The sequence below is a fragment of the Bartonella sp. CL100XZDX genome, assembly GCF_042195375.1.
In the GTDB taxonomy this organism is placed as follows: Bacteria; Pseudomonadota; Alphaproteobacteria; order Rhizobiales; family Rhizobiaceae; genus Bartonella.
In genome coordinates this window covers 1-23094 of the sequence record NZ_JBHIOH010000082.1, presented here as the reverse complement: position 1 = coordinate 23094, position 23094 = coordinate 1, and the positions used below count along the sequence as shown (strand labels likewise).

Here is a 23094-nt window from a genome sequence, read left to right as displayed (position 1 = left end):
ATGATCCATGTTGTTTTTTATATTTGTTATGTTGCAAATGTGAACTAGAATGACCGTATGATATAAATTAAGAGGCTTTATCCTCAATTTTTAGGGAGCTTATAGATGAACAGAGTATTATCAATTGGAGTGGGATTGTTTTTTGCGCTACTGCTGTCAGCAAATGGAGGCAATGCGCGCGATCAAATACAGATTACTGGTTCATCTACAGTTTTACCTTATCAAAAGATTGTTGCTGAAACATTTGGAGAAATTTATCCTCATTTTAAGGTTCCTGTTATCGAATCGGGTGGAACAGGAGCTGGTATTAAGGAATTCTGCCGTGGTATTGGGGAGAACACTGTTGATATTGTTAATGCTTCGCGAGCAATGAAACCGAGTGAATTACAGTCTTGTTTTGATGCTGGTGTAAAAGATGTTGAGGAAATACGTATTGGGTATGATGGCATTGTTTTTGCAACTGATATTAAGGGACCTGATTGGAAATTACAGCCAGTAGATGTTTATAAAGCCCTTGCTGCTCGAATTATTATAGACGGAAAGTTGCAACCGAATAATGTTTTGAAATGGAGTGCAGTTAATAGTGCTCTTCCTGATTGGACGATAGCAGCGTATATTCCTGGGGAGAAGCATGGGACACGTGAAGTTTTTGAGGAAAAATTACTTACTAAGGGGTGTAAAGAGAGTGGGGCAGTTGAGGTGATGAAGTCTTTAGGAATGGATGATAAGGAGATACACACTGCTTGTATTGCGGTACGTAAGGATGGAAAAGCGGTTGATATTGATGGTGATTATTCTGAAACATTTGCGCGTCTAACTTCTAATAAAACAGGGGTTGGTATTTTTGGTTTGTCTTTTTATCAAAATAATGCTGATAAACTAAAGGTTGCCGATATTAACGGTTTTGCGCCAACAGTTGAGACGATTTCTAGTGGACAATATCCGGTTTCTCGTCCGCTTTTTTTCTATATTAAGAAAGCACATTTAGGTATTATTTCAGGTTTGCGAGAGTATGTTGATTTTTTTCTTTCTGATCAAATGATTGGTCCAGAGGGTCCTTTGGCTGAATATGGTTTGATTGTTTCTCCTGAAAAGGAGCGTCAAGCACAGCGTTCTGATTTTTCTGCTGGTCGAGTAATGACATTGAAATAATTTGCAGGGAAAAATTGTTGGATTTCTGGGATAGGAAATTTGGATGCTATTTTTTTATAAAAACTGAAAGATAAAATGCGCATTTCCTTTATTATTTTGTTATTATTGATTTTTGGATTTTGTGGTTTTTGTATTTCTTATATGCGAGCACGCATTCTTGAATACAGACAACATAAAATGCATTCTCGTGCGTATTATTATGGCTGGTGGACATTTTTGATTACTGTTATTCCAGCTTTTATTTTTTTAATTGTTTGGGATGCTGGGAGTACAATTTATTTAGAATATAATGCCTCTCGAGAGCTTGAGGCGTATAGTGCGCATGTAACAGAGCCTGTAAATCACGATCTACTTTGGGAGACACTTCGAAGTCTCGTCAAAAAGATTCATCGCTTTGAGGGGAATCTTTCTACCGCTTCCTATAAGGAAGTGCAGGCACAATTACTCGCGAAGGGATGGATTTTACCCGATGAAGCATCGGATGATGTGTTCAAAATAGCACAGTCGTGGGTATTTTCTTCTGAAAAGCTTAAATTTATAGGTTATGTTTTCCTTTTTGCTATTGCGTCCTTTGGTTTTATCTGTGGAATGATGCAAATTGCGCCTCATCAACGTGCGCGTAATAAGGTTGAATCTTTTATTATTATTGGATTGATTTGTGCATCTATTGTTGCAGTCTTGACAACAATAGCCATTGCGCTTTCTATGCTTTTTCAGACAGTAAGCTTTTTTCAGACTGTATCCTTTTCAAATTTCTTTTTAGGAACAGTTTGGGATCCGCGTTTTTCCGCGAGCGGTTCCAGCGATGAAGTAGGACAATTTGGTTTAATACCGCTTCTTGCTGGTACGCTTTATATTGCATTTGTTGCCATGCTTTTTGCTGTACCTATAGGACTATTTTCAGCTCTTTATATGGCTGAGTATGCTTCTGCGCGATTGCGAACAATTGTAAAACCATTATTGGAAGTTCTTGCTGGCATCCCAACCATTGTTTATGGTTTTTTTGCTTTGAAGGTTGTAGGACCATTTTTACGTGATCTTTCTGTTTCTCTCTCAGGTGGGGTTGGTTTTATTATGGCACAAAGTGTTTTGACCGCTGGAGTTGTGATGGGAATTATGTTGATACCTTTTGTTTCCTCTTTATCGGATGATGTTATTACGGCTGTTCCACGCATTTTACGTGAAGGTTCTTATGGTTTAGGCGCAACACAATCTGAAACAATTAAAAAAGTTGTTATACCAGCAGCGCTTCCAGGGATTATGGGGGCTATTTTGTTGACGGCATCGCGTGCAATTGGAGAAACAATGATTGTGGTTTTGGCGGCAGGTGTTGCAGCAAACTTAACACTCAATCCTTTCGAAGCAATGACTACGATGACTGTTAAGATTGTTAATCAATTGACCGGTGATTTTGAGTTTAATTCTCCACAAACTCTGGTGGCTTTTGCCTTAGGGATGACGCTTTTTGTTATGACACTTTTGATGAATATTCTGGCTCTTTATATTGTGCGTAAATATCGGGAACAATATGAATGAATGAAGATTTTTTTCCTCGTCGCAATATTAGTCTCAAGCGTCGATATTGGGCTGAACGTCGTTTTCGTGCCTATGGTTTGATTGCCATTTTTATTGGTTTGTTTTTTTTATTTGCGCTTTTATGGTCTATCATTAGTCAGGGTTATACAGCTTTTTTTCAAAGTGAAATGACATTGTCGATTTATTTGGATGAAAAGATCATCGATCCAAGTGGTCAACGTAAAACAAAACCACAAGTTCTCATGACGGCGAATTATCCACTTCTTGTACGCAATGCTTTAGCAAAGAAACTTAATATCAATCAAAATGATCGAGCCTCTCTTCGGGACGTTAACCGTATGTTTTCAAATGGTGTCCGCGTTCAACTACGTGAAATGGTGACAAAGAATCCAAAATTGATTGGCACAATGCAAAAAGTTAAAGTTTTGGCATCTGCGGATATTGATTCTGCTTATAAGGGACAGATTGATCTGCGTGTAGCAGAAAAAAACCGTAAAGTTTCTAATCGACAAGTGGAATGGATAAAACGTTTAGCGCATGATGGTACGCTTCATAAAACATTTAATATTGGTTTTTTTACATTTGGCGCTTCAAGTCGTCCTGAGACTGCGGGATTAGGTGTTGCGATTATTGGTTCTCTTTATATGATAGGCATCGTTTTATTAGTTTCACTTCCAATAGGCATAGCAACGGCTCTTTATTTGGAAGAATATGCACGCAAAAATAAATTTACAGATTTTATAGAGGTTAATATCAATAATCTTGCAGCTGTTCCTTCGATTGTGTTTGGTCTTTTAGGACTCTCTTTTTTTGTTAATTTTTTAGGATTACCACGTTCAGCCTCCTTTGTTGGTGGTCTTGTTTTAGCGCTCATGACTCTTCCCACGATCATTATTGCAACACGTTCTGCTCTGCGTGCTGTTCCTCTCTCTATTCGTGCAGCAGCTTTAGGACTGGGAGCATCAAAAACACAAATGATTTTTCATCATGTTGTTCCTTTAGCAGCGCCTGGCATTTTGACAGGCACAATTATTGGAGTTGCTCAGGCTTTGGGTGAAACAGCTCCTTTGCTTTTGATTGGAATGGTTGCTTTTGTTGTTAATATTCCTACGACCCCCATGGATCCAGCAACGGCTTTGCCTGTTCAAATTTTTATGTGGGCGGGGGAAGCAGAGCGTGCTTTTGTTGAAAAGACATCAGGTGCTATTATTGTATTGATGATTTTTCTTGCGATCATGAATATTTCTGCGGTTTTTTTACGACGACGATTTGAACGCCGCCAGTAATTTTAATAAAATAACAACTTTGATAAGATTTTTGTAAGGTGAATTTTTGTAATGAAGATTAAAATGCGTGGTGAGGATGTGAAGGTTTCTTATGGAGACAAAGAAGCACTCCACGGTATTACACTTGATATTCCTGAACATCAAGTAACTGCTTTGATTGGTCCATCAGGATGCGGAAAGTCGACTTTTTTGCGTTGTTTTAACCGTATGAATGATACGATTGAAGGCGCTAAAACAACCGGTCTTATTACCTTAGATGGGGAGAATATTTATGACACACGGATTGATGTTGTAGAATTGCGCGCTCGTGTTGGAATGGTTTTTCAAAAGCCCAGTCCTTTTCCAAAATCTATATTTGAGAATGTTGCGTATGGTCCACGCATTCATGGTTTAGTAAAAACGCGCTCTGAATTGCATGATGTAGTTGAAAAGAGTTTGAGGCGGGCAGGTTTGTTTGAAGAAGTAAAAGACCGTCTTCATGATCTTGGAACAAGTTTATCAGGGGGACAACAACAGCGTTTGTGTATTGCACGTGCTATTGCGGTTAGTCCTGAAGTTATTTTGATGGATGAGCCTTGTTCAGCTCTTGATCCTATTGCGACAGCACGGATTGAAGAGCTTATCGATGCATTACGGCAAAATTATACAATTGTTATCGTAACGCATTCTATGCAACAGGCTGCACGTGTTTCTCAATATACGGCTATGTTTCATTTAGGGCATTTGGTAGAAGTTGGTGCGACTGAAATGATCTTTACCTCACCAAAAGAGCAACGGACACAAGATTATATTACGGGGCGTTTTGGATAGGTGAATTGAGGAGTGTAAGATATGTCTATGAACCATACTGTCCGTTCTTATGATGCAGAACTAAAATATTTAAGAGCAAGGATTATAGAAATGGGGAGCCATGCAGAAAGGATGATTGAACGTTCTGTCGCATCGGTTGTGTGTAGTGATCTTCAACTTGCAACGACAGTGATTGCCGATGATGTATTTTTAGATGAAGCAGAACGTGACATTGATGAAAAAGCGGTTGCTATTATTTGCAAACGCCAACCGATGGCTGTCGATTTGCGTGAAATTATTGGAGCCATTCGTATTTCTTCTGATCTTGAGCGGATTGGGGATATGGCCAAAAACATTGCTAAAAGGACGGTTGCGCTTTCAGAAATACGACAATCTGCGTCTGTTTATCATGGGCTTGAAACAATTACAGCTTTAGCACTCAATCAATTAAAAGAAGTCTTAAATGCTTATACGACTCGCCTATTAGAGCGTGTTGATGCGGTGCGTGAGCGTGATGAGAAGATTGATGCTTTGTATACTTCTCTTTTTCGTGAACTTTTGACGTATATGATGGAAGATATGCGCAATATTACGGTTTGTACGCACTTACTGTTTTGTTTAAAGAATATTGAACGAATTGGTGATCATGTTACTAATATTGCTGAAATGCTGCATTATATCATAACGGGTTACCATATGTCCTCTGATCGTCCTCGCGATGACCTTACTTATAAAGTTGGAGTAGGTGAGAAGAAAATAGATTAAAATTTTTCTTATATGTATAAAATAAGTTTGTAGATATGTGAGTATTTTCTTACAGTGCAGCTATAGAAAGAATAAGATAACCGTCTTATGGAAAAGCACAAAGAAGCAACAAAGAGTTTTTTCAGAGAAGCGTGGCAGATTGCTAACTCTTGGTTTGACATATTTGTATATTAGATGATATCATCACTCGTATTGTGGCCGGAGGGGAGTTTTCTAGGGGAATTTCCTTTCAGATCATTTTGTTAAAATTTTATATTAAAGGGGGTATCTGTATTATTTTTTCGTATGTAGAAGAAGTGGATAGTGTTACTTTATTGTAATTGAAACGTGTGGGTTATTATAGCCTATATTGAACCATGAAGAATAACAATATCGATTTGTAAATTAAGAGTTTTTTATTTTTTATTTTGCATAGATACTTTTTGATTACCTCTTGTATTAAAATTTTACTGAGTGGTAACAATTAGCTATGTACTTTATTGAGAGATACATTTAAAGCTCATTTCAAGACTTGAATATCTCAGAGATTATAGGAATGTGTTGCATAAGATGAAAAAAAATCGTTGGAATGTTTTTGTTACCTGTTGTGTAGCGCCGTTAGTTGTTGTGGGATGTGCTTCAAGTCATTTAGATGCTGGAAAAATAAATAATAATAAGACAAAAACGGTTACATATCCATTGACAGAGCGTCAATGTCTTATGCGAGCGATGTATTTTGAATCAAATCGCACAAGCCGTGAAGGAATGATTGCCGTTGGAACGGTTGTTATGAATCGTGTTAATTCAACCGCCTATCCTAAGACGATTTGTGGTGTTGTTGGTCAATATAGGCAATTTGCTCCTGGTGTTTTAACGCGTCCTATGACGGAGAAAGCATCTGTTGCTCGTGTAAGAGAGGCGGCTGATGCCGTTTTACGGGGTGAACGAGATAAGAAAGTTAAACACGCTAAGTTTTTTCATACCGCTGGTTTGTCTTTTCCGTATAAAAACATGCATTATGTTCAGGTTGCAGGGGGAAATGCTTTTTATGAAAAACGATCACGTGATGGGGAACTTCAAGTTCCTACAAATAATCGCCCTTATGATGTTGCTTATGCTTTTGCTCAAGAACGTTCTGGTCATGCGCCAAGCTTTATAGATGAAGGCTTAGAGAGTAGGGGAGTAAAGGCAGAGAAAAGTACATCTCCTTCGACAGAAGTAGCACAATCCAAGACGTCACATCCTGCGCCTTTCGTTATGGTACAGCTTGATAAAGTTCCTATCCCTGCCTATGCACCTCAACATCTAGCTAGGAAAGAGGAAAATAAAACGATTATGGCTTTGCCTTCATCTGATCAGTTAAATGCAATTGTTGCAATGTTAGAAAAACGACACAGAAACTGGTAAGTTTTTCATGACCAAAGAAGGGTTATGCACCCATTGCGATTTATGAATTAAGTGAACCTTTTGGCGATAATGATACGCATAAATATACGTAGAGAAAGTGAACTCAAAGGATCTGAAAAACAATTTATAATATGACGACGTAAAGAACGTATTTTATTTAGAGAAGGGTATTGGTAATGTACTTTGATATTCATGAGACAATTTCGCCTGAAATGCTTAATCGTCTTGCAGAAATTACAGTGAAAGTGGGGTTGAATTTACAAGAAGGGCAGGATCTTGTTTTAACTGCTCCAGTTTCAGCGTTACCTTTTGTTCGGCGTATTGCATATCATGCTTATAAGGTTGGTGCTGGTGTCATTACACCAATTTTTAGTGATGATATATTATCGCTTACACGGTTTGAAAATGCCCATACAGCTAGTTTTGATTGTGCTCCTTCTTGGCTTTATGAGGGAATGGCGAAGGCTTTTGAAAATGGGGCAGCGCGTTTAGCGATTGTTGGGGATAATCCTTTGCTCCTTTCCAATCAGGATTTTGATAAGGTTTCACGTTTAAATAAAGCCACTTCAATAGCTTACCATCCGGCACTCAAGCAAATATCAAATTTTGCTATGAATTGGTCGATTGTTGCTTATCCAACAGCAGGATGGGCTGAGGCAATGTTTCCTTCTTTACCACTTAATGAGGCGATTAAAAAATTAGCCGATGCAATTTTTTCTGCTTCACGTGTTACAGGAGAAGATCCGGTGCAGGCGTGGACTGTTCATAATGCACATTTGAAGAAACGGTCATCTTGGCTTAATGAGCAGCGTTTTTCTGCCTTACACTTTACAGGGCCAGGGACTGATTTAACTGTTGGTTTGGCAGATGATCATGAATGGCATGGTGGTGCATCCGTTGCCCAAAATGGTGTTATTTGCAATCCGAATATTCCGACAGAAGAAGTTTTCACGACTCCTCATGCTCATAAGGTTGAAGGTTTCGTTCGCTCAACAAAGCCCCTTTCCTATCAAGGAACTCTGATTGATAATATTGAAGTACGTTTTGAAGCCGGGCGTATTGTTGAGGCTCGTGCATCAACAGGCCAAGAAGTTTTACAGCAGGTTTTGCAAAGTGATGAGGGTGCAAGCCGGTTGGGTGAAGTTGCCCTTGTGCCCCATTCTTCACCAATTTCTAAGAGTGGCCTCCTTTTTTATAATACCTTATTTGATGAAAATGCTGCATGTCATATTGCTTTAGGGCAGTGTTATTCCAAATGCTTTTTAGATGGGGCATCATTGACGTCAGAAGAGATTGCAGCACGTGGTGGGAATAAAAGTGTCATTCATATTGACTGGATGATTGGTTCTGGTGAAATTGATATAGATGGCATTACCCAAGATGGTGTAAGAGTTCCTGTATTTCGTAAGGGTGAATGGGCTTAATTTTGTTACCATAAAACACGGTCATTTGAGGTGGGGTGGGATGTAAGCCTCATTGATACGTTAAGTATTTTAGAGTGTGTGGTATATATTCAAGGCAGGGCTTGGCCATAAAGCCTTTAGTTAAATGACTCACATGAGTAGGAAGCCAAGTGAAATCCACTCATCAAGAATTTGTTTAGTAGATGTAGAGGAAGTCTTCGTTCTTTGAGGGGGAAAAGAAGTTAATATATCAGTGATACGATTGGAAAGTGTATAATTATTAAAGAAGAGAGATGCCTGAACTTCCTGAAGTAGAGACAGTTCGTCGTGGACTTGAATCTGTTGTAATTGATGCAAAGATAGTATCTGTCAAACTTAATCGTAGAGATTTGCGCTTTCCTTTTCCTGAGGCTTTTTCTGAGCGCCTTATTGGCAGAACAATTATAGAACTTGGTCGGCGTGCGAAATATTTATTATTTCATCTTTCTCAGAATGAAACGATTTTAAGCCATTTAGGAATGTCTGGTTCATGGCGTATAGAGAATGATCTTTTAAGAACAGTTTTTTCAACGACAAGTAAATTGGTTAAGCATGATCATTTTGTCATGGATATTCAGACAAAGAATGGTGATGTTTATCGTCTTATTTATAATGATGTACGTCGCTTTGGGTTTATGCTTTTAGTCGATACGGATAAGCTTTATGAACATCCACTTTTAAATAAGCTAGGTCTTGAACCTATGAGTAATTCGTTTTCTGGTCGTTATTTACAAAAGGCTTTTGTTAATAAAAAAATGTCTCTCAAGGGTGTTTTACTTGATCAGTCTATTGTTGCAGGTCTTGGGAATATTTATGTTTGCGAAGCACTTTGGCGGAGTCGTTTGTCTCCACAACGTGGTGCATTTACATTGGCATCACAAACGGCACGGGCACGTGAATTTGCAGATTCTTTAGCACAAAATATACGCAATGTGATTTCTGAAGCCATTTTGTCTGGTGGCTCTTCTTTACGTGATTATATGCATATAGATGGTTCACTTGGTTATTTTCAGCATGCTTTTTCAGTTTATGGACGAGAAGGCAAGCAATGTTTGGAATGTGGAGCGCCTATTATGCGCATTTTACAGGCTGGACGTTCAAGTTTTTACTGCTCACAATGTCAAAAATGAATAAGGCGTCTTGCAAAATCTTACAAGAGGCTTAAAGTCATCGTATCTATAATATAATTACACAAGGCTTGAAAGGTTTTTTTTATGCTGAATAAAGTACTAACACATCTTGATGGAAATATAGAGAAGAGCCTTGAACGCCTTTTTTCTCTTTTACGTTTTCAATCGATTTCTACAGACTCGGCTTACAAGGATGCATGTCGTAAAGCAGCTGATTGGTTAGTAGAGGATTTAAAAAGCATCGGTTTTGAGGCTTCACGCCGTGATACACCGGGGCATCCAATGGTTGTTGGGCATCATCCTGGACCTTCAGATGATTGTTTGCATGTGTTGTTTTACGGACATTATGATGTTCAACCTGTTGATCCATTGAGTTTATGGGAGGATGATCCATTTACACCTTCTTTAAAAGAGAGAGATGGAGAGAAAGTTATTTGTGCTCGTGGAGCTTCAGATGACAAAGGTCAGTTGATGACTTTTATTGAAGCATGTCGTGCATTTAAGAAAGAAACAGGGCAGCTTCCTATTAAAGTTACTATTTTATGTGAAGGCGAGGAAGAGAGTGCTTCTCCTTCCCTTATTCCTTTTTTAAAAGCAAATACAGATGAACTTAAGGCAGATTATGCATTGGTTTGTGACACGTCAATGTGGGATGCGAATACTCCATCTATTGCTCTTTCTCTTCGGGGAATTATGGCAGAAGAGATTATTATCACAGCAGCTAATCGTGATTTGCATTCTGGTTATTTTGGAGGAGTAGCAGCTAATCCCATTCGTATTTTAACGAAAATCTTAGCAGGACTTCACGATGAAAATAATAGGGCAACACTTCCTGGTTTTTATGATGGAGTAGAAGAAACACCTCCACATATTTTACAATCATGGAATGCGCTTAATTGTACTGCTGAAAATTTTCTTGGTCCTATAGGACTTTCCGTTCCAGCTGGTGAAAAAGGGCGGAGCATTTTAGAGCTTGTATGGGCACGTCCTACCATGGAAATTAATGGTATTAGTGGCGGCTATGAAGGGGAAGGGATGAAAACGGTTATTGCTTCTCAAGCGAGTGCAAAAGTATCGTGTCGTTTGGTGCATAAGCAAGATCCAGAGAAAATACGCCAAGCGTTGCGTGATTATGTACGTAGCTCAATTCCTGCTGATTGTAAGGTTGAGTTTAAGAATCACGGTTCTTCTCCGGCACTTCAGATTTCTGATGATTCATCTTTTATCAAGGAGGCGAAGGATGCCTTATCACAAGAGTGGGAAGTGCCTGCTGTCTTGACAGCCATGGGGGGCTCGATCCCAATTGTAGCAGATTTTCGGTCAATTCTTGGCATGGAAACTCTTTTGGTTGGTTTTGGACTGGCTGATGACCGTATTCATTCGCCTAATGAAAAGTATAATTTAAAATCATTTCATAAGGGGCAGCGGTCTTGGGCGCGTATTCTTGCAGCTTTAGCAAATAGGAGGGTAAATGGCTGAGATTCGTGTTCATCAAGGTGATTTACCAAACTTAGATAATTATCAAACTGATGCTGTTGCGATTGATACCGAAACTTTAGGATTACAACCCCATCGTGATCGTTTATGCGTTGTTCAGCTTTCTTCTGGAGATGGTACTGCTGATATTATACAGATTGCTAAAGGACAAAAGAATGCACCTAATTTGGTCAAGCTTCTTAAAGATAAAGCAGTCGTAAAAATATTCCATTTTGGGCGTTTTGATCTTGCTATTTTAGCACATACATTTGGTGTTATGCCAGAGGCTATTTTTTGTACAAAGATTGCTTCGAAACTCACGCGTACTTACACGGATCGTCATGGCTTGAAAGAAATTTGTAATGAATTGCTGAATGTTAATATTTCTAAACAGCAACAATCTTCGGATTGGGCGGCAGAAACGTTATCACAGGCGCAAATTGAATATGCTGCGTCGGATGTGTTATATTTGCATCGTTTAAAGGTTATATTTGAAGAACGTTTAAGACGTGAAGAGCGAGAAAATGTTGCCAAGGCATGCTTTCAATTTTTGCCTATGAGAGCTAGGCTTGATCTTTTAGGATGGGCGGAAGTTGATATTTTTGCGCATAGCTAACTTTAAAATTGGCTTTTTAATGGAGTTAATTATTGATGTGAGAGGACAAAATGCTTGTACATTATGGACATTTTATCCTCTCATCTTTTCTGATAAGAATTATAATAAATTCTTAAGTGCTATTTCATTTGAAGTTTAGGTAATAAAAGTACTTTTGCGAATTCATATTTTTTATTTTTGTAACAGCTTTTATTTGAAACAAAGCAATTTTGAGAAGAGGCTGAAAACATACGGTAGGTTGGAAGACTTAAATCTCTGCAACCGGTATACAGCCTAATTGGGGGAGAATATGAATGTGTAAATGTAAAAACCAAATCTCATCTTTACCATCATTTTTAATTCGGCTTTACGACTTTCAAAAGTATTTAAAGCAATGTCTGTTAAATAATAGAGATTACGCATTGCCTCATGTTTTTAATGGATTTACGTTCTTCGTGTAAAACAGAACACCCTAAACGGAATATATTTGTGTTGCTAATTCATGTGCTTTTTTAAAGAAACCGGCACCCAAATCCATTTTACGGCGGCGCTTATGAATGGTATAACGATAAAGCCCCCAAAAATATGATATAAAATTCATTGAGCACTCCCATTTTTACGCTTACGGAGTAACAAGCTGCTACCATCACACCACTTTGCCAACTCCCAATGTTGTGTAGCCCTTGGCACGGTTCATAAGAGACATTTTAGTCTTTTTAGTGTTTTTTATCCACACAGCTCTTCCAACTTATAACGTGCAAACAAATGGTTTTAATTGATTCAACATGAAAAAGATTTTGAATGAGAGAATCTTATGATGTTTAGGGTTCTCAGTCAATATGAATAATGCTAAATTATCATTATAAATCAGTATATTATATGAAGTTCGTATAGTTTATTATTTTCAGACGATACTTCGTGCCTTTATTTATTACTCAATAAGTAATTTCTATGTTGGCAGAGCAGGGCAATTTGCTTTTATTTTAAAAGCAAAATGCTCCAAAGCTTTATTTTTAAGGATTTTCACTTTTTATCTATAAACACATTATTTTTCTCTGGAAATTTGCAATGAAGGCACTAGATAAAATCCATTATGAATATTTGATGAGGTTAAATTTATGAATATAAAATATTTTATTACAGCTTTTGCTACTTTTGCTTCAATCTCTATTACTCAGAGTGCGAGTTTTTTAGCGTCTCAAAATCTTATACAGAGAGCATCTTCGACTGTTCCTCCAATAGGTTTTTTTTCTGGTGAACAGCTTTGCAAGTTATTATCTGAAGTTTTTCAGATAGAACTTTCTTGCACAAATAACAGCGAATGCATAACAGCAGCTAAGTTAGTACCTGTGTTACATTCTGGTAAAAAAAGAGATCATTATCCTAAAAGAAGACCAGGGAAAAAAGGACGGCCAAACCTATTTGCACGAGGTCCAATGAGTTTTTAAAAAGTGAAAAAACAACATCAAAAAGTATAATATATGCTTTGAAGTTGAAAAAGAGGGATATTTTTTCTGCCAAATTCATGATTTTTAAAGCAAGGGGTGTTTTGAAAACTTTAAGAAAGATTTCTCATTTTTTCAGCTTTAAGGAGATTTCTATATAAGTTTTAATGTTTATCATACCGGTTGTCTGTCTTTAGGTATTTTTTTCAATTTCGTCTTGTAAAGGAGTATGAAATGATAGCCTACAAATAAGGCTGAAGCTCTGAAAAAGACTTTACTATAAGGTTGAGAGAAGAAAAAAATGGTAAGTATGTCAAAAAGGAATAAATGCCTAAATTAAAAACAAAGAGCAAATGTAATGAAATTGCATGTAATCTTGTTGCAGTCCATAGGGTAGTGGAGATCTTGTTCATGTGCGCTACAAGCGTTCTTTACAATGATGAAAAAACAGTCAAAGAGCTATTCACATTTGGTTATGCGAAGGATGAAGCTAAAAACGTTGTTTGTATGAATTTAAATGGAACAGTTACATTTAGCTGCTCTCAATATTGTAACGGTCTTCACTATTACAATATTGAGAGTATTAATAGGAAGCATTTTAGCTTTTAAATAGTTTTATTTATTCACACACTTGCTCGTTTGTGAGGTGCTGGGGGGCTTTAATATAAAAAGGCTTAAGATAAGAGCATCTTCAATATTGCAGACGAATTAATATAAAAGATATTTTTTCATTATAAATCAATATATTATATTTTTATGTCAATAGCACACGCTTTACACGGAGGGTACTGTGGCGCAGTTTTTTTATCAAAATGATAAAGGAGAGAAAACGTGAGGAAAAGAGATCATTTGTGCATAGGCATAGTTTAATTCTCATTTATTACAGATCAAGCAATTAAGGGTACTTTGATTGGCTTTTTGTTTTTTTTATAAGTGTATCATTTTTGCTACAGATATCTGAAGATGGGGCTCTATATGAAATGATGTGTTCAAATAAATATTCAGCTATGGAGAGAAAATATGAATATGAAATGGTTAATAACAGCTTCTGCTTTCGCTTTTGTTTCAGCTTCAGCAGCTCAAGCAGCAGATGTTATTGTTCCCCCCAGTCCAACACCTGTTGCTCCCGTTATTGTTGCTCCAACTTTTTCTTGGACAGGTTTTTATGTTGGGGGGCAGATTGGTGGTTTTTCGGGTAAGACGAAAATGGATATTCTCAGTAACGGAAAAAAGATTCCAGCACCTGATGACCTTTTGCCTAAACTATCTGGTTTCATGGGTGGTCTTTACGCAGGTTCCAACGTTGATCTCGGCAATGGCCTTATTTTAGGTGTTGATACAGATATCATGTGGTCTAATAAAGATGACACGAAGACAGGAAAAACATATGTTATTCTTCCAGATCACATAAATTATATTAAGAAGATATTAACAGAATCTGGAATTAATATTGGTAAAGATGCGCTTGTACCTGGTGATAAACGAACCCACAGTTTTACTTTTAAAGAAAAGTGGGCTGGTGCGACACGTGTACGTATTGGTTTTGCAGCTGAACGCATTATGCCTTATGTTGCTGGTGGTATCGCCTATACACAGCTTCAAGATAGTGCATTGATTTCAATAACAGGGAAAGATTCAGATAAAGTAATAGCTTCTGGTACTCTGTCTGATGAAACAAAGACCCTTGTTGGTTACACGCTTGGTGCTGGTGTTGATTTAGCAATGACCAATAACGTTATTGTCCGTGCGGAATATCGTTACTCTGATTTTGGTAAAAAGAAATTCTCAAATGACAAATATGAGACATCTTACAAAACCAATGATTTCCGAGTTGGTGTTGCTTACAAATTTTAATAGATGGTAAGTTAAATAACGAAGAGGCTCTGTCAAAGACAGAGCCTCTGTTATTCTTTGTTGCTATATTATCACACAATACATAATTTATTGTGGATGTGAAAAGATATTATTCAGATTTTCTTAAAAAAATTCATAGACAACAAACAAGAATTACATTTAAAAATCAATAAGATATATATATATATATATCTTTAGGTTTCTCGTACACAATCAAGTTATGAAGCAATTTTGTCTGGGATGTGTCCTCCATTTTCTGTGACTGTATCATTTTTACTACAGCTTTTCTTCGTTTAATCTTGTAGCACTGTGCTCATAAATAAATTAGGAGCAAAGTTTATGAATATAAAATCTTTAGTAACAACTTCTGTTATCGCTATAGCAGCAGCTTCTGCAGCACAAGCTGCTGATGTTGTCATCCCTCATGAAACAGCCCCAGCAGTCATCGCAGCAGCCCCTTCATTTTCTTGGACAGGCTTTTATATCGGTGGTCAAGTTGGTAACTTTTCAGGTAAAGTTGATGTAGTTGATTCAGAAACAAAAAAGAAAATTACAGATAAAGACTGGACACCTAAGCCTTCCGGTTTCATGGGGGGTATTTATGTAGGTTCCAACGTAGATCTTGGAAATGGCCTCATTCTAGGTGTTGAAACTGATGCCGTCTGGGCTGACCGCGAAGATTCAAAAGCGCATTCAGCAGTCATTGGAGCAATTGGCCTTGATGCTTTCAAAGATGAGCTTATAGCAGCGAAAGCTACACCTGCTACAGGAAAAACTATTACTGGTATCGCGGCGACTGACAAACGTGTAGATAGCACCTCTATAAAAGAAAAATGGTCTGGTGCAACACGCGTTCGTGTTGGTTTTGCAGCCGTTGATCGCATTATGCCTTATGTTGCTGGTGGTATTGCTTATACGCAGCTCCAGATAGTCGATTCTCTTAAGGCGGAAGGAGCTGATGGTGCCGAAATCGCTTCTGCTAAAGTGTTTGATGAAACGAAAACGATGGTTGGTTTCACTGTAGGTGGTGGTATTGACTTTGCAATGACAGACAATGTTCTGTTGCGTGCAGAATACCGTTACTCAGACTTTGGTAAAAAAGCATTTGTAAAGGACGGGGATAAAATAGCTTACAAAACCAATGATTTCCGTGTAGGTGTTGCATACAAATTCTAATTTCGTCAACAACGAAATGATGAAGATAAAATAAATTGTCATGAGGCTCTGTTAAAGACGGAGCCTTTGTTATTTTTCTATTGTTATATTATTACACACTCCATATTTATTGGCGGTGTAAAAGATATTATTCAGATTTCCTTAAAAAGATTTTTATAAACGACAGGCAATAATTACGCGGTAAAATCAATGAATTATACGTATTCATAACTTACAATTTCTTGTGAAACGTGAAGTTATGAAATGACTTTATCTTGCGTCAGCTTTCGTTTCCTATGATTGTATCATTTTACTACAGCGTTTTTTTGTAGTCGTATAATACTGTGCTCGTAAATAAATGAGGAGCAAAGTTTACGAATATAAAATCTTCAGTAACAACTTTTGTTATCGCTATGACTACAGCTTCTGCGGCACAAGCTGCTGATATTGTCATTCCTAGTAAAAAAGCTCCAACAGTTATCATAGCTCTTTCGTTTTCTTAGACAGGTTTTTATCTTGGTGGTCAAGTTGGCAACTTTTCAAGTCAAAGTTTATGTATTTGATTTAGAGACAAAAGAAAAAAACTTCAGATAAAGATGCACTACCTAAGCCTTCAGGTTTCATAGGTGGTATTTATTTTAGGTTCCAACGTAGATCTTAGAAATGTCCTAGGTGTTGAAACCGATGCAGTCTGGGCAGACTGAGGAGAGACGAAGACTGTCTCAAAGATTCTTGCGATTGATGAATTTGATGATTTTAATGATGAATTTAAAGATGCTGGTGTCACATTGGATGAAAATGAAAAGTTTCAAAAGGTTGACACAGCAGTGTATTGCATTGGTTTCAAAGAAAATGGTCTGGTGCAACACGGGTTCGTGTTGGTTTTTCCGTCGCTGACAGTATTATGCCTTATGTGGCTGATGGTATTGCTTATGCGCAAATACAGGGTGTTGGTAAAGTTTCAGGAACAAACAAAATTGGCAAATGGGTAAGCCAAGTAAAGAAGTTTCTGCTACAGTATTTGATAAAATAAAAACGATGGAGGGTTTCATCCTTGGTGGTGGTATAGATTTCGCGATGACAGATCATGTTCTGCTTCGTGCGGAGTACCGTTACTCAGACTTTGGTAAGAAGGAATATAAAAAGTATTACCTTAAACTAGGCTACACAACCAATGACTTTCACGTAGGTATCGCTTACAAGTTCTAATTTCATCAAAAGTGCAATTATGAATAAAAAGTATTAATAAAAAATTAAATTTCCAAAAGATATTGACTTTTACAAAAGCGCTGTTTTCTGGGCTTTTATTTGTACGACTGTGACATTTTTACTACAGCTTTTCTATTTATAATCTTGTAAGGTCGTTTTGTAGTTAATTTAGGAGCAAAATTATGAATACAAAATCTTTAATAGCAACTTCTATTGCCGCTTTAATTTCAGCTTCTGCAGCACAAGCTGCTGACGTGGTGATTCCTCGTGAAACAGCCCCAGCAGTTATCGCAGCAGCCCCTTCGTTTTCTTGGACAGGCTTTTATCTTGGTGGTCAAGTTGGTAACTTTTCGAGTAAAACTAAAGTAACTATTCCAGGAGAAGATAAAGAACTTGTCAAAAAAGATAACACACCTAGTCCTTCTGGTTTCATGGGTGGGATTTATGCCGGATCTAACGTAGACCTTGGAAATGGTCTCATTCTCGGTGTTGAAACCGATGCAGTTTGGGTAGACCGTGAAGAATCAAAAACAGCCCGTGAATTGACTCTTACTAAAGAAGATGTGGCATTTTTTAATAATGCCCTTGAAAAAGCTAAGGTTGAATTAAAAGATCAGCAACGGTTTGAAATAGGTGACAAGGTAACGGAAAAGCACAGTTACAAAGAAAAATGGTCTGGTGCTACACGCGTTCGTATCGGTTTTGCTGCTGTTGACCGTATTATGCCTTATGTTGCTGGTGGTATTGCCTATGCGCAGGTACAGGGTATTCAATCAGTTACAGGAAAAGGAGAGAGAGTTAAAGTTGAACAGAAAGCTGATGTGGTTGAAAACCCATCAATTAAGCAAAATGTAGATTTGACTGGTGGTACTTGGGCTGATGACACGAAGACAATGGTTGGTTTCACTATTGGCGGCGGTGTTGACTTTGCAATGACCGACAACGTTCTTTTACGTGCAGAATACCGTTACTCCGATTTTGGTAAAAAGAAATTCGCCAACGATACACGTGAATTCAACTACAAAACCAATGACTTCCGTGTAGGTGTCGCTTACAAATTCTAATTTCGTAAAAATGAAATTATCAGCACAAAAAATACTAAGGCCTCGTTTAACGGGGCCTTTATTTTATTAGCTCTCTATTTTATTTCTCTTAATCTCTTTTATTTTTTATTGGTATCATTTTGTATTATAAGGCTTAAAAAAGTTTTATATTATAAAAGGCGAATTAGTAGTATGCAGCGATTTTATAACTACTTATTACATAAAATCTTATATTACGGCTATCATTTTACACTTAAGTGCAAAGTATTTAATTAATCTCAGAAATAAGACAAGATCATAACCAGTGACGAACTTTAGTCTACTTTTATATGCTAGATTAGAGCGAGCATACTACATATATCTGTTAGAGTAAGTTCTGAAACGGGAATACAGCCTCATTGGGGAAGAATATAAATTTACAAAGAGAAAAACTAGTTTCCAACTTTATCATCTTCTTTTAATTTAGCTTTACGTTTTTGTTTATTGCATTTCTTAATGGGATCATACTCCTCATGCAAAACAGAACGCCCTAAACGGAATACACTTGTTGTTGTGTATTCACACATTTGTTTTAAATAAATATTTTTCAAAGTACATCAAGCCCACTTCTCTCTGGACAAGATTTGAATATTCTAGGCTCTGATGTTCAAGCAACGGATAATCTTTCCTTACAAGCTGAGAGGAATGTTTCGATTGATGCCACACGCAACAGTGCCAATAGCCATCGTGGGGATCAAACATCTCATGTTGCCTTGCACAATGGCTCTCATTTAAGTTCTGGAAAAGAGACCACTGTTCTATCGGGTGGCGATATTCATATTGCTGCTTCCGATATAGATGCCAAGGGCAATGTTGCTCTTGGTGCCCAAGGGGAGATAGCGATAGGGGTAAGAAACGATGAGATGGAGTATCATCTTCAGGGCAAAAACACGAAAGTAGATATGCAAGCCTCTCATGCGGTTGGCTCTTCCATAAAATCGGGAGGTGATACCACGGTCATTGCAGGGCAGGATGGCAAACCGCATGATCTCACTATCACAGGTAGTTCCATTGCGGCTGATGGCAAGGTAGGGCTGAAAGCCAGCAACGATGTCCTGATCACCAATGCAGAGGATAGCTTACATTATGAGATGTCGTACCATAAAGAGGGTGGGGTGTTTAGTAGCAGCAAATCTGAGCATAACAAGATGGATGCTACTCAAGTTTCCGGTTCACTCATATCTGGGGGTGAAGGCATTGCCATTGATTCCGGAAACAACACGGAAGTTGTAGCCTCGACGCTCATAGCCGGTAAGGCAGAGGAAACGTCAGGAGAGAAAGCACCAGGAGATCAGAAACAAGCGGATATTACCATTCACTCTGGGGGAAAGATTACTATCAAAGGCGCCCAAGAACACTTGGATCAGCAAGCACAATCGTCATCAAGTGGCTTTTTGCATGAGAAATCGTCCGATAGTTCTCAATCGCATACCACAACGGTCTCCTCTATCCTTGGGGCAACGGGCAACATTGTGTTAGACGCACAAGGAGAAGCCAAGATTTCTGCTTCTCATCTGCTTTCCGGTCAAGATATCAATGTGAGCGGAGAAAGTGTGACGATTGATGGCATGACAGATCATCATAAGAGCCATTCAGAGGAGCATGAAACAGGTTTTGGTGTGGGATCAGGCAAGGGCTTTGTGTCGATATACGGGAGTGAGGGAAAGACAGAAAATGAAGAGAGTTTTGAACATCAAGGTTCTTCTCTCAATGCGGATGGTACGATCAACATCACTGCCAAGAAAAAAGATGTGACAATTGTTGGCTCTGATCTTGCAGGGGAAAATGTTAATTTTACCGCAGCTCGTGATGTCAATGTGCTTGTTGGTCATAATAGCCATAAGTCAAACTCTGTAGAAGAACGGGAAGGCTTTGGGTTTCAGTTTGAAAAGAGCAACAGCGGTGCTTCTGTAGGTGTTGGAATTGCAAGCGCCAAAGATACGAGCGATCAATGGGAAACCACTTCCACACAATCACACATCACGGCACGCCAAGATGTGCAGATTACTGCTGACAATGATGTAAATATGCAAGCAGCCATTGTTTCGGCGGATCGTGATGTCAACATTGATGCCGGCAATAATATCACCCTATCAGAAAGCTATGATACCTCTAACGCAAAAGAAAAGCATGAAAAGTCTTTTGCTGGTGTGACAGGCTCTGTCAATGTGGGTATTCTTGGTACAGTAAAAGATGTAAAGGATGCAGCCAAACGTTTTGGTCATGGAGATACAAAACACAAAATCGGCAATGGTCTTATTGCTGGTCTAAAAGGCTATGATCTCTATAGCAAAGGCAAAGGTCTTTATAATGGGATGAAAGGTGGAAACAAACAGTCTATTCGTGATATTGCTGATGTTTCTGCTAGCGTAACCGTGGGCTTTAAGACAGAGAAGGCAGAGGGCTCTTCTCAAGCTTCTACTGCGGTAACAGGTACAATAGAAGCAGGACGCGCTGTTAACATGCAAGCCCACAAAGGCAGCATCCATGGTGTTGGAGCCGATATTATTGCCGGCACAAACCCGAAGCAAAGCAATGATGAACAGAGCGGGAATATCACCATGGAAGCAGGTGAAGATATCACTTTTGAAAGTGCGCAAAATACGCAAAGCACAGAAAACCACAAGCAAAGCGCTTCAATGAATGTTGGGTATAGTTATGGTACCGGTGGGTACAGGGTGGATGGGGAATGCTTCTTTTGGTAAAGGCAAGGGTTCCAGTGAGGAGGTTCACCAGAAGAACAGCCATATTATAGGCACCGGCACTGTTCATACCAGCAGTGGAGAGGATACCACATTGGCAGGTGCTGTGGTTTCTGGAAATCAAGTAGAAATGGAAGTAGGGGGTGATTTCTCCGTTACCAGCCGCAGTGATACGGGACAAAGTTCCAGCAAGCAAAACTCTGTTTCCATTGGGTATAATAGCCGAGAAAAGGATGGTACAGCCACAACCAATATTTCCTTGAACAAGGATAAATCCTCTAGTGATTATCATAGTGTTGTGGAGCAATCAGGCATCAAAGCGGGTGATGGTGGTTTTAAGATCAACGTTAAAAATCAAACAACGTTGACCGGAGGGCTTATTTCCAGCACCGCGCCGGCAGATAAAAACAGCCTGACCACAGGAAGCATTACCACCAGTGATATCAGCAACAGTGCGCATGCTCAAGCTAGCAGCCAAGGTTTAAGCATTTCTGCGGGTGGTCCGATGTATCAGGGCAAATATGGTGTCGGGAAAAACATTGCTAAAAATGTCTTAGATCATTCAAAAGCTAAAGATTCAGAGGAAGGATATACCAAATCTGCTATCAGCAATGGCACCATTGTGTTGACTGATGAAGCAGGGCAGAAGGCATTGACAGGGCAAGATGTGGAACAAGCCATAGCCTCCCTTAATCGTGATACTGCCACCGCCCATAAGGGTGTACAACAGCTCGATGTAGGCAAGCTGGAACAAATCGTCCATGAAAACCGTGAAATGGCAACCCAACTCTTAGAAGAAGGGTTTAAATACAGCGATGACTCCTATAAAACCATGTTTATCAAAGAGCACCCCATCGCCGTGGTGGATCGTGATGAACAGGGTAATATACTCTATGAAATAGATGCGAATGGGGTACCTATAAGAGATGCTCGTGGACAAAAAATCCCCAAGTTCCATTATTTAACGGATGAAGAAAAGCAGCATTTGCAAGAAGGCTCTGATGGCAAGGTGCATGTGTCCTTTAATGGCATCTTTCGCCACCCTATGAAGCTGCTGTTTATGCAGAGCAACATGCAGAGAATAAAAATGAACCGCTTTATTTTGTTGTGTTCCCTCAAGCCGATTCTGCTATCTCAGAACTTCTAGTCGCGGGCTATCAGAAGTTTATGGAAAATAACTTTTGGGGTTTGACCAATTCAACACAAGAAGCAAAAGATTTGATGTATAGCTATGGTCTTACAGGATTAGAACTTTATGGACATAGTCGCGGGACAATGACATTGGGGAATATGCTGAATTCTTTCAAACAAGAAGGTGTGCACGGTATAGCCAACGAAAACACGACTATCAATCTCTATGGACCAGCCTTTAATGCTTTAGTTGCATCCGGTCTGTTAGGTTATGTGAGTGATGGCAAACAAACCACTGTTGGCTTTGATGGGAATAGATATGACTTTGTAAGCAGAATTATTGGCGGCAATGGCTATACTTATGAGACAATACCTGCTGGCAGTAACTGGTGGAAAGAATGGTGGAGAGTGATCATGAATCTCATAAGCTCCCATACTTGCCTTGGAGATGTGGGTTATAAATGCCAAAAGTTTTACGGCTCATCTCATCGTGAACAATTTCCTTTAAGTAAATCATGGAGTAAAAAATGAAACACATTTTAAAGTTATTAAGTGGAATAGTTTTGGTGAGTGTAACTGGATGTAATATCGATAAACCTCCTCTAGGAGAGATAGCTACGTGGGAGAAAAATGGTGTTACTGATTTTACTGAGGTAGGAAAAGCCTTATTAGAATGTGGAATGCCAACCCCTTATGATACTGATCCAGAAAGCAGAAAGCTCAGCTACAATGCAATAGCAACCATAGAAGCTTGTATGATTCAATCAGGTTTTCGTGATAAAGTGGGGGGAGGGACTTGGTGCGAGAATCATAAAGCCGAAAACTTACCCATATGTCGTCCAGGTGCTGTCATACCACAGCGCAGTGTCAAGAAGCGCTTGAACAGCCCGTTTTGTAAAAAATATAAAAATAGTCGCAAATGCCAGCCTTAAGTTTTGCTGTTTGTGATGATTAACAAT

The 23094-nt window shown here is 38.6% G+C and carries 15 protein-coding genes and 3 pseudogenes; 17 read left to right on the top strand and 1 reads right to left on the bottom strand.

What is annotated here, in order from left to right; all coding sequences use genetic code 11:
- Positions 1-105 precede the first annotated feature (105 nt).
- The 10 genes from ACFILU_RS08955 (at position 106) to ACFILU_RS08910 (ending at position 11578) form a co-directional block, all read left to right on the top strand.
- Entirely contained in the window at positions 106-1152 is a 1047-nt protein-coding gene (locus ACFILU_RS08955; RefSeq protein WP_375631060.1) for a substrate-binding domain-containing protein, read from the top strand.
- Positions 1153-1227: 75 nt separating this feature from the next.
- Complete coding sequence (gene pstC, locus ACFILU_RS08950) at positions 1228-2688, top strand: phosphate ABC transporter permease subunit PstC (protein ID WP_375675650.1); 1461 nt, start codon at positions 1228-1230, stop codon at positions 2686-2688.
- On the top strand, positions 2685-3974 hold the full coding sequence (gene pstA / locus ACFILU_RS08945) for a phosphate ABC transporter permease PstA (RefSeq protein ID WP_273790566.1): 1290 nt from the start codon (positions 2685-2687) through the stop codon (positions 3972-3974). Before pstC ends, pstA begins: the two co-directional genes overlap by 4 nt.
- Before the next feature lie 51 nt (positions 3975-4025).
- The gene (pstB, locus tag ACFILU_RS08940) at positions 4026-4784 is read left to right on the top strand and encodes a phosphate ABC transporter ATP-binding protein PstB (protein WP_375675648.1); all 759 of its coding nucleotides are present in this window, start codon (positions 4026-4028) and stop codon (positions 4782-4784) included.
- A 21-nt stretch (positions 4785-4805) separates the two neighbouring features.
- The gene (phoU, locus tag ACFILU_RS08935; RefSeq protein WP_375675646.1) at positions 4806-5528 is read left to right on the top strand and encodes a phosphate signaling complex protein PhoU; all 723 of its coding nucleotides are present in this window, start codon (positions 4806-4808) and stop codon (positions 5526-5528) included.
- Positions 5529-6077: 549 nt separating this feature from the next.
- Positions 6078-6914 carry a cell wall hydrolase gene (locus ACFILU_RS08930; RefSeq protein WP_375675645.1) on the top strand — a complete coding sequence of 279 codons (837 nt, stop codon included), beginning with the start codon at positions 6078-6080 and terminating at the stop codon, positions 6912-6914.
- 176 nt (positions 6915-7090) lie between these two features.
- A complete protein-coding gene (locus ACFILU_RS08925) occupies positions 7091-8338 on the top strand; it encodes an aminopeptidase (protein ID WP_375675643.1) in 1248 nt (415 codons plus the stop codon).
- Between the two features lie 272 nt (positions 8339-8610).
- Complete coding sequence (gene mutM / locus ACFILU_RS08920) at positions 8611-9486, top strand: bifunctional DNA-formamidopyrimidine glycosylase/DNA-(apurinic or apyrimidinic site) lyase (protein WP_375675642.1); 876 nt, start codon at positions 8611-8613, stop codon at positions 9484-9486.
- 84 nt (positions 9487-9570) lie between these two features.
- Entirely contained in the window at positions 9571-10965 is a 1395-nt protein-coding gene (locus tag ACFILU_RS08915; RefSeq protein WP_273790560.1) for a M20/M25/M40 family metallo-hydrolase, read from the top strand.
- Complete coding sequence (locus ACFILU_RS08910; protein ID WP_273790559.1) at positions 10958-11578, top strand: ribonuclease D; 621 nt, start codon at positions 10958-10960, stop codon at positions 11576-11578. Before ACFILU_RS08915 ends, ACFILU_RS08910 begins: the two co-directional genes overlap by 8 nt.
- 250 nt (positions 11579-11828) lie before the next feature.
- Here ACFILU_RS08910 and ACFILU_RS08905 read toward each other — a convergent pair.
- Positions 11829-12263, bottom strand: a pseudogene (locus tag ACFILU_RS08905) (integrase); the annotation flags it as partial.
- A 412-nt stretch (positions 12264-12675) separates the two neighbouring features.
- Here ACFILU_RS08905 and ACFILU_RS08900 point away from each other — a divergent pair.
- The 7 genes and pseudogenes from ACFILU_RS08900 to ACFILU_RS08870 all read left to right on the top strand — a co-directional run bounded on the left by ACFILU_RS08900 (position 12676) and on the right by ACFILU_RS08870 (position 23067).
- Positions 12676-13005, top strand: a complete 330-nt coding sequence (locus ACFILU_RS08900) for a hypothetical protein (protein WP_375675640.1) — start codon at positions 12676-12678, stop codon at positions 13003-13005.
- A 1017-nt stretch (positions 13006-14022) separates the two neighbouring features.
- A complete protein-coding gene (locus ACFILU_RS08895) occupies positions 14023-14856 on the top strand; it encodes an outer membrane protein (protein WP_375660867.1) in 834 nt (277 codons plus the stop codon).
- A 339-nt stretch (positions 14857-15195) separates the two neighbouring features.
- The gene (locus tag ACFILU_RS08890) at positions 15196-16032 is read left to right on the top strand and encodes a porin (protein WP_375675639.1); all 837 of its coding nucleotides are present in this window, start codon (positions 15196-15198) and stop codon (positions 16030-16032) included.
- Positions 16033-16424: 392 nt separating this feature from the next.
- A pseudogene (locus ACFILU_RS08885) lies at positions 16425-17220 on the top strand (outer membrane protein).
- A gap of 182 nt (positions 17221-17402) precedes the next feature.
- Positions 17403-18284 (top strand): outer membrane protein, encoded by an 882-nt coding sequence (locus ACFILU_RS08880; RefSeq protein ID WP_375675638.1) that lies wholly within the window; start codon positions 17403-17405, stop codon positions 18282-18284.
- 575 nt (positions 18285-18859) lie between these two features.
- Positions 18860-22666, top strand: a pseudogene (locus ACFILU_RS08875) (hemagglutinin repeat-containing protein); the annotation flags it as partial.
- A complete protein-coding gene (locus ACFILU_RS08870; protein WP_375675637.1) occupies positions 22663-23067 on the top strand; it encodes a hypothetical protein in 405 nt (134 codons plus the stop codon). The pseudogene ACFILU_RS08875 and the gene ACFILU_RS08870, both read left to right, overlap by 4 nt.
- Positions 23068-23094: the final 27 nt, after the last annotated feature.

Bases quoted from the DNA above. Each gene is read 5' to 3' on its own strand.
- ACFILU_RS08955 (WP_375631060.1), top strand. From the start codon at position 106: ATGAACAGAGTATTATCAATTGGAGTGGGATTGTTTTTTGCGCTACTG.
- pstC (WP_375675650.1), top strand. From the start codon at position 1,228: ATGCGCATTTCCTTTATTATTTTGTTATTATTGATTTTTGGATTTTGT.
- pstA (WP_273790566.1), top strand. From the start codon at position 2,685: ATGAATGAAGATTTTTTTCCTCGTCGCAATATTAGTCTCAAGCGTCGA.
- pstB (WP_375675648.1), top strand. From the start codon at position 4,026: ATGAAGATTAAAATGCGTGGTGAGGATGTGAAGGTTTCTTATGGAGAC.
- phoU (WP_375675646.1), top strand. From the start codon at position 4,806: ATGTCTATGAACCATACTGTCCGTTCTTATGATGCAGAACTAAAATAT.
- ACFILU_RS08930 (WP_375675645.1), top strand. From the start codon at position 6,078: ATGAAAAAAAATCGTTGGAATGTTTTTGTTACCTGTTGTGTAGCGCCG.
- ACFILU_RS08925 (WP_375675643.1), top strand. From the start codon at position 7,091: ATGTACTTTGATATTCATGAGACAATTTCGCCTGAAATGCTTAATCGT.
- mutM (WP_375675642.1), top strand. From the start codon at position 8,611: ATGCCTGAACTTCCTGAAGTAGAGACAGTTCGTCGTGGACTTGAATCT.
- ACFILU_RS08915 (WP_273790560.1), top strand. From the start codon at position 9,571: ATGCTGAATAAAGTACTAACACATCTTGATGGAAATATAGAGAAGAGC.
- ACFILU_RS08910 (WP_273790559.1), top strand. From the start codon at position 10,958: ATGGCTGAGATTCGTGTTCATCAAGGTGATTTACCAAACTTAGATAAT.
- ACFILU_RS08900 (WP_375675640.1), top strand. From the start codon at position 12,676: ATGAATATAAAATATTTTATTACAGCTTTTGCTACTTTTGCTTCAATC.
- ACFILU_RS08895 (WP_375660867.1), top strand. From the start codon at position 14,023: ATGAATATGAAATGGTTAATAACAGCTTCTGCTTTCGCTTTTGTTTCA.
- ACFILU_RS08890 (WP_375675639.1), top strand. From the start codon at position 15,196: ATGAATATAAAATCTTTAGTAACAACTTCTGTTATCGCTATAGCAGCA.
- ACFILU_RS08880 (WP_375675638.1), top strand. From the start codon at position 17,403: ATGAATACAAAATCTTTAATAGCAACTTCTATTGCCGCTTTAATTTCA.
- ACFILU_RS08870 (WP_375675637.1), top strand. From the start codon at position 22,663: ATGAAACACATTTTAAAGTTATTAAGTGGAATAGTTTTGGTGAGTGTA.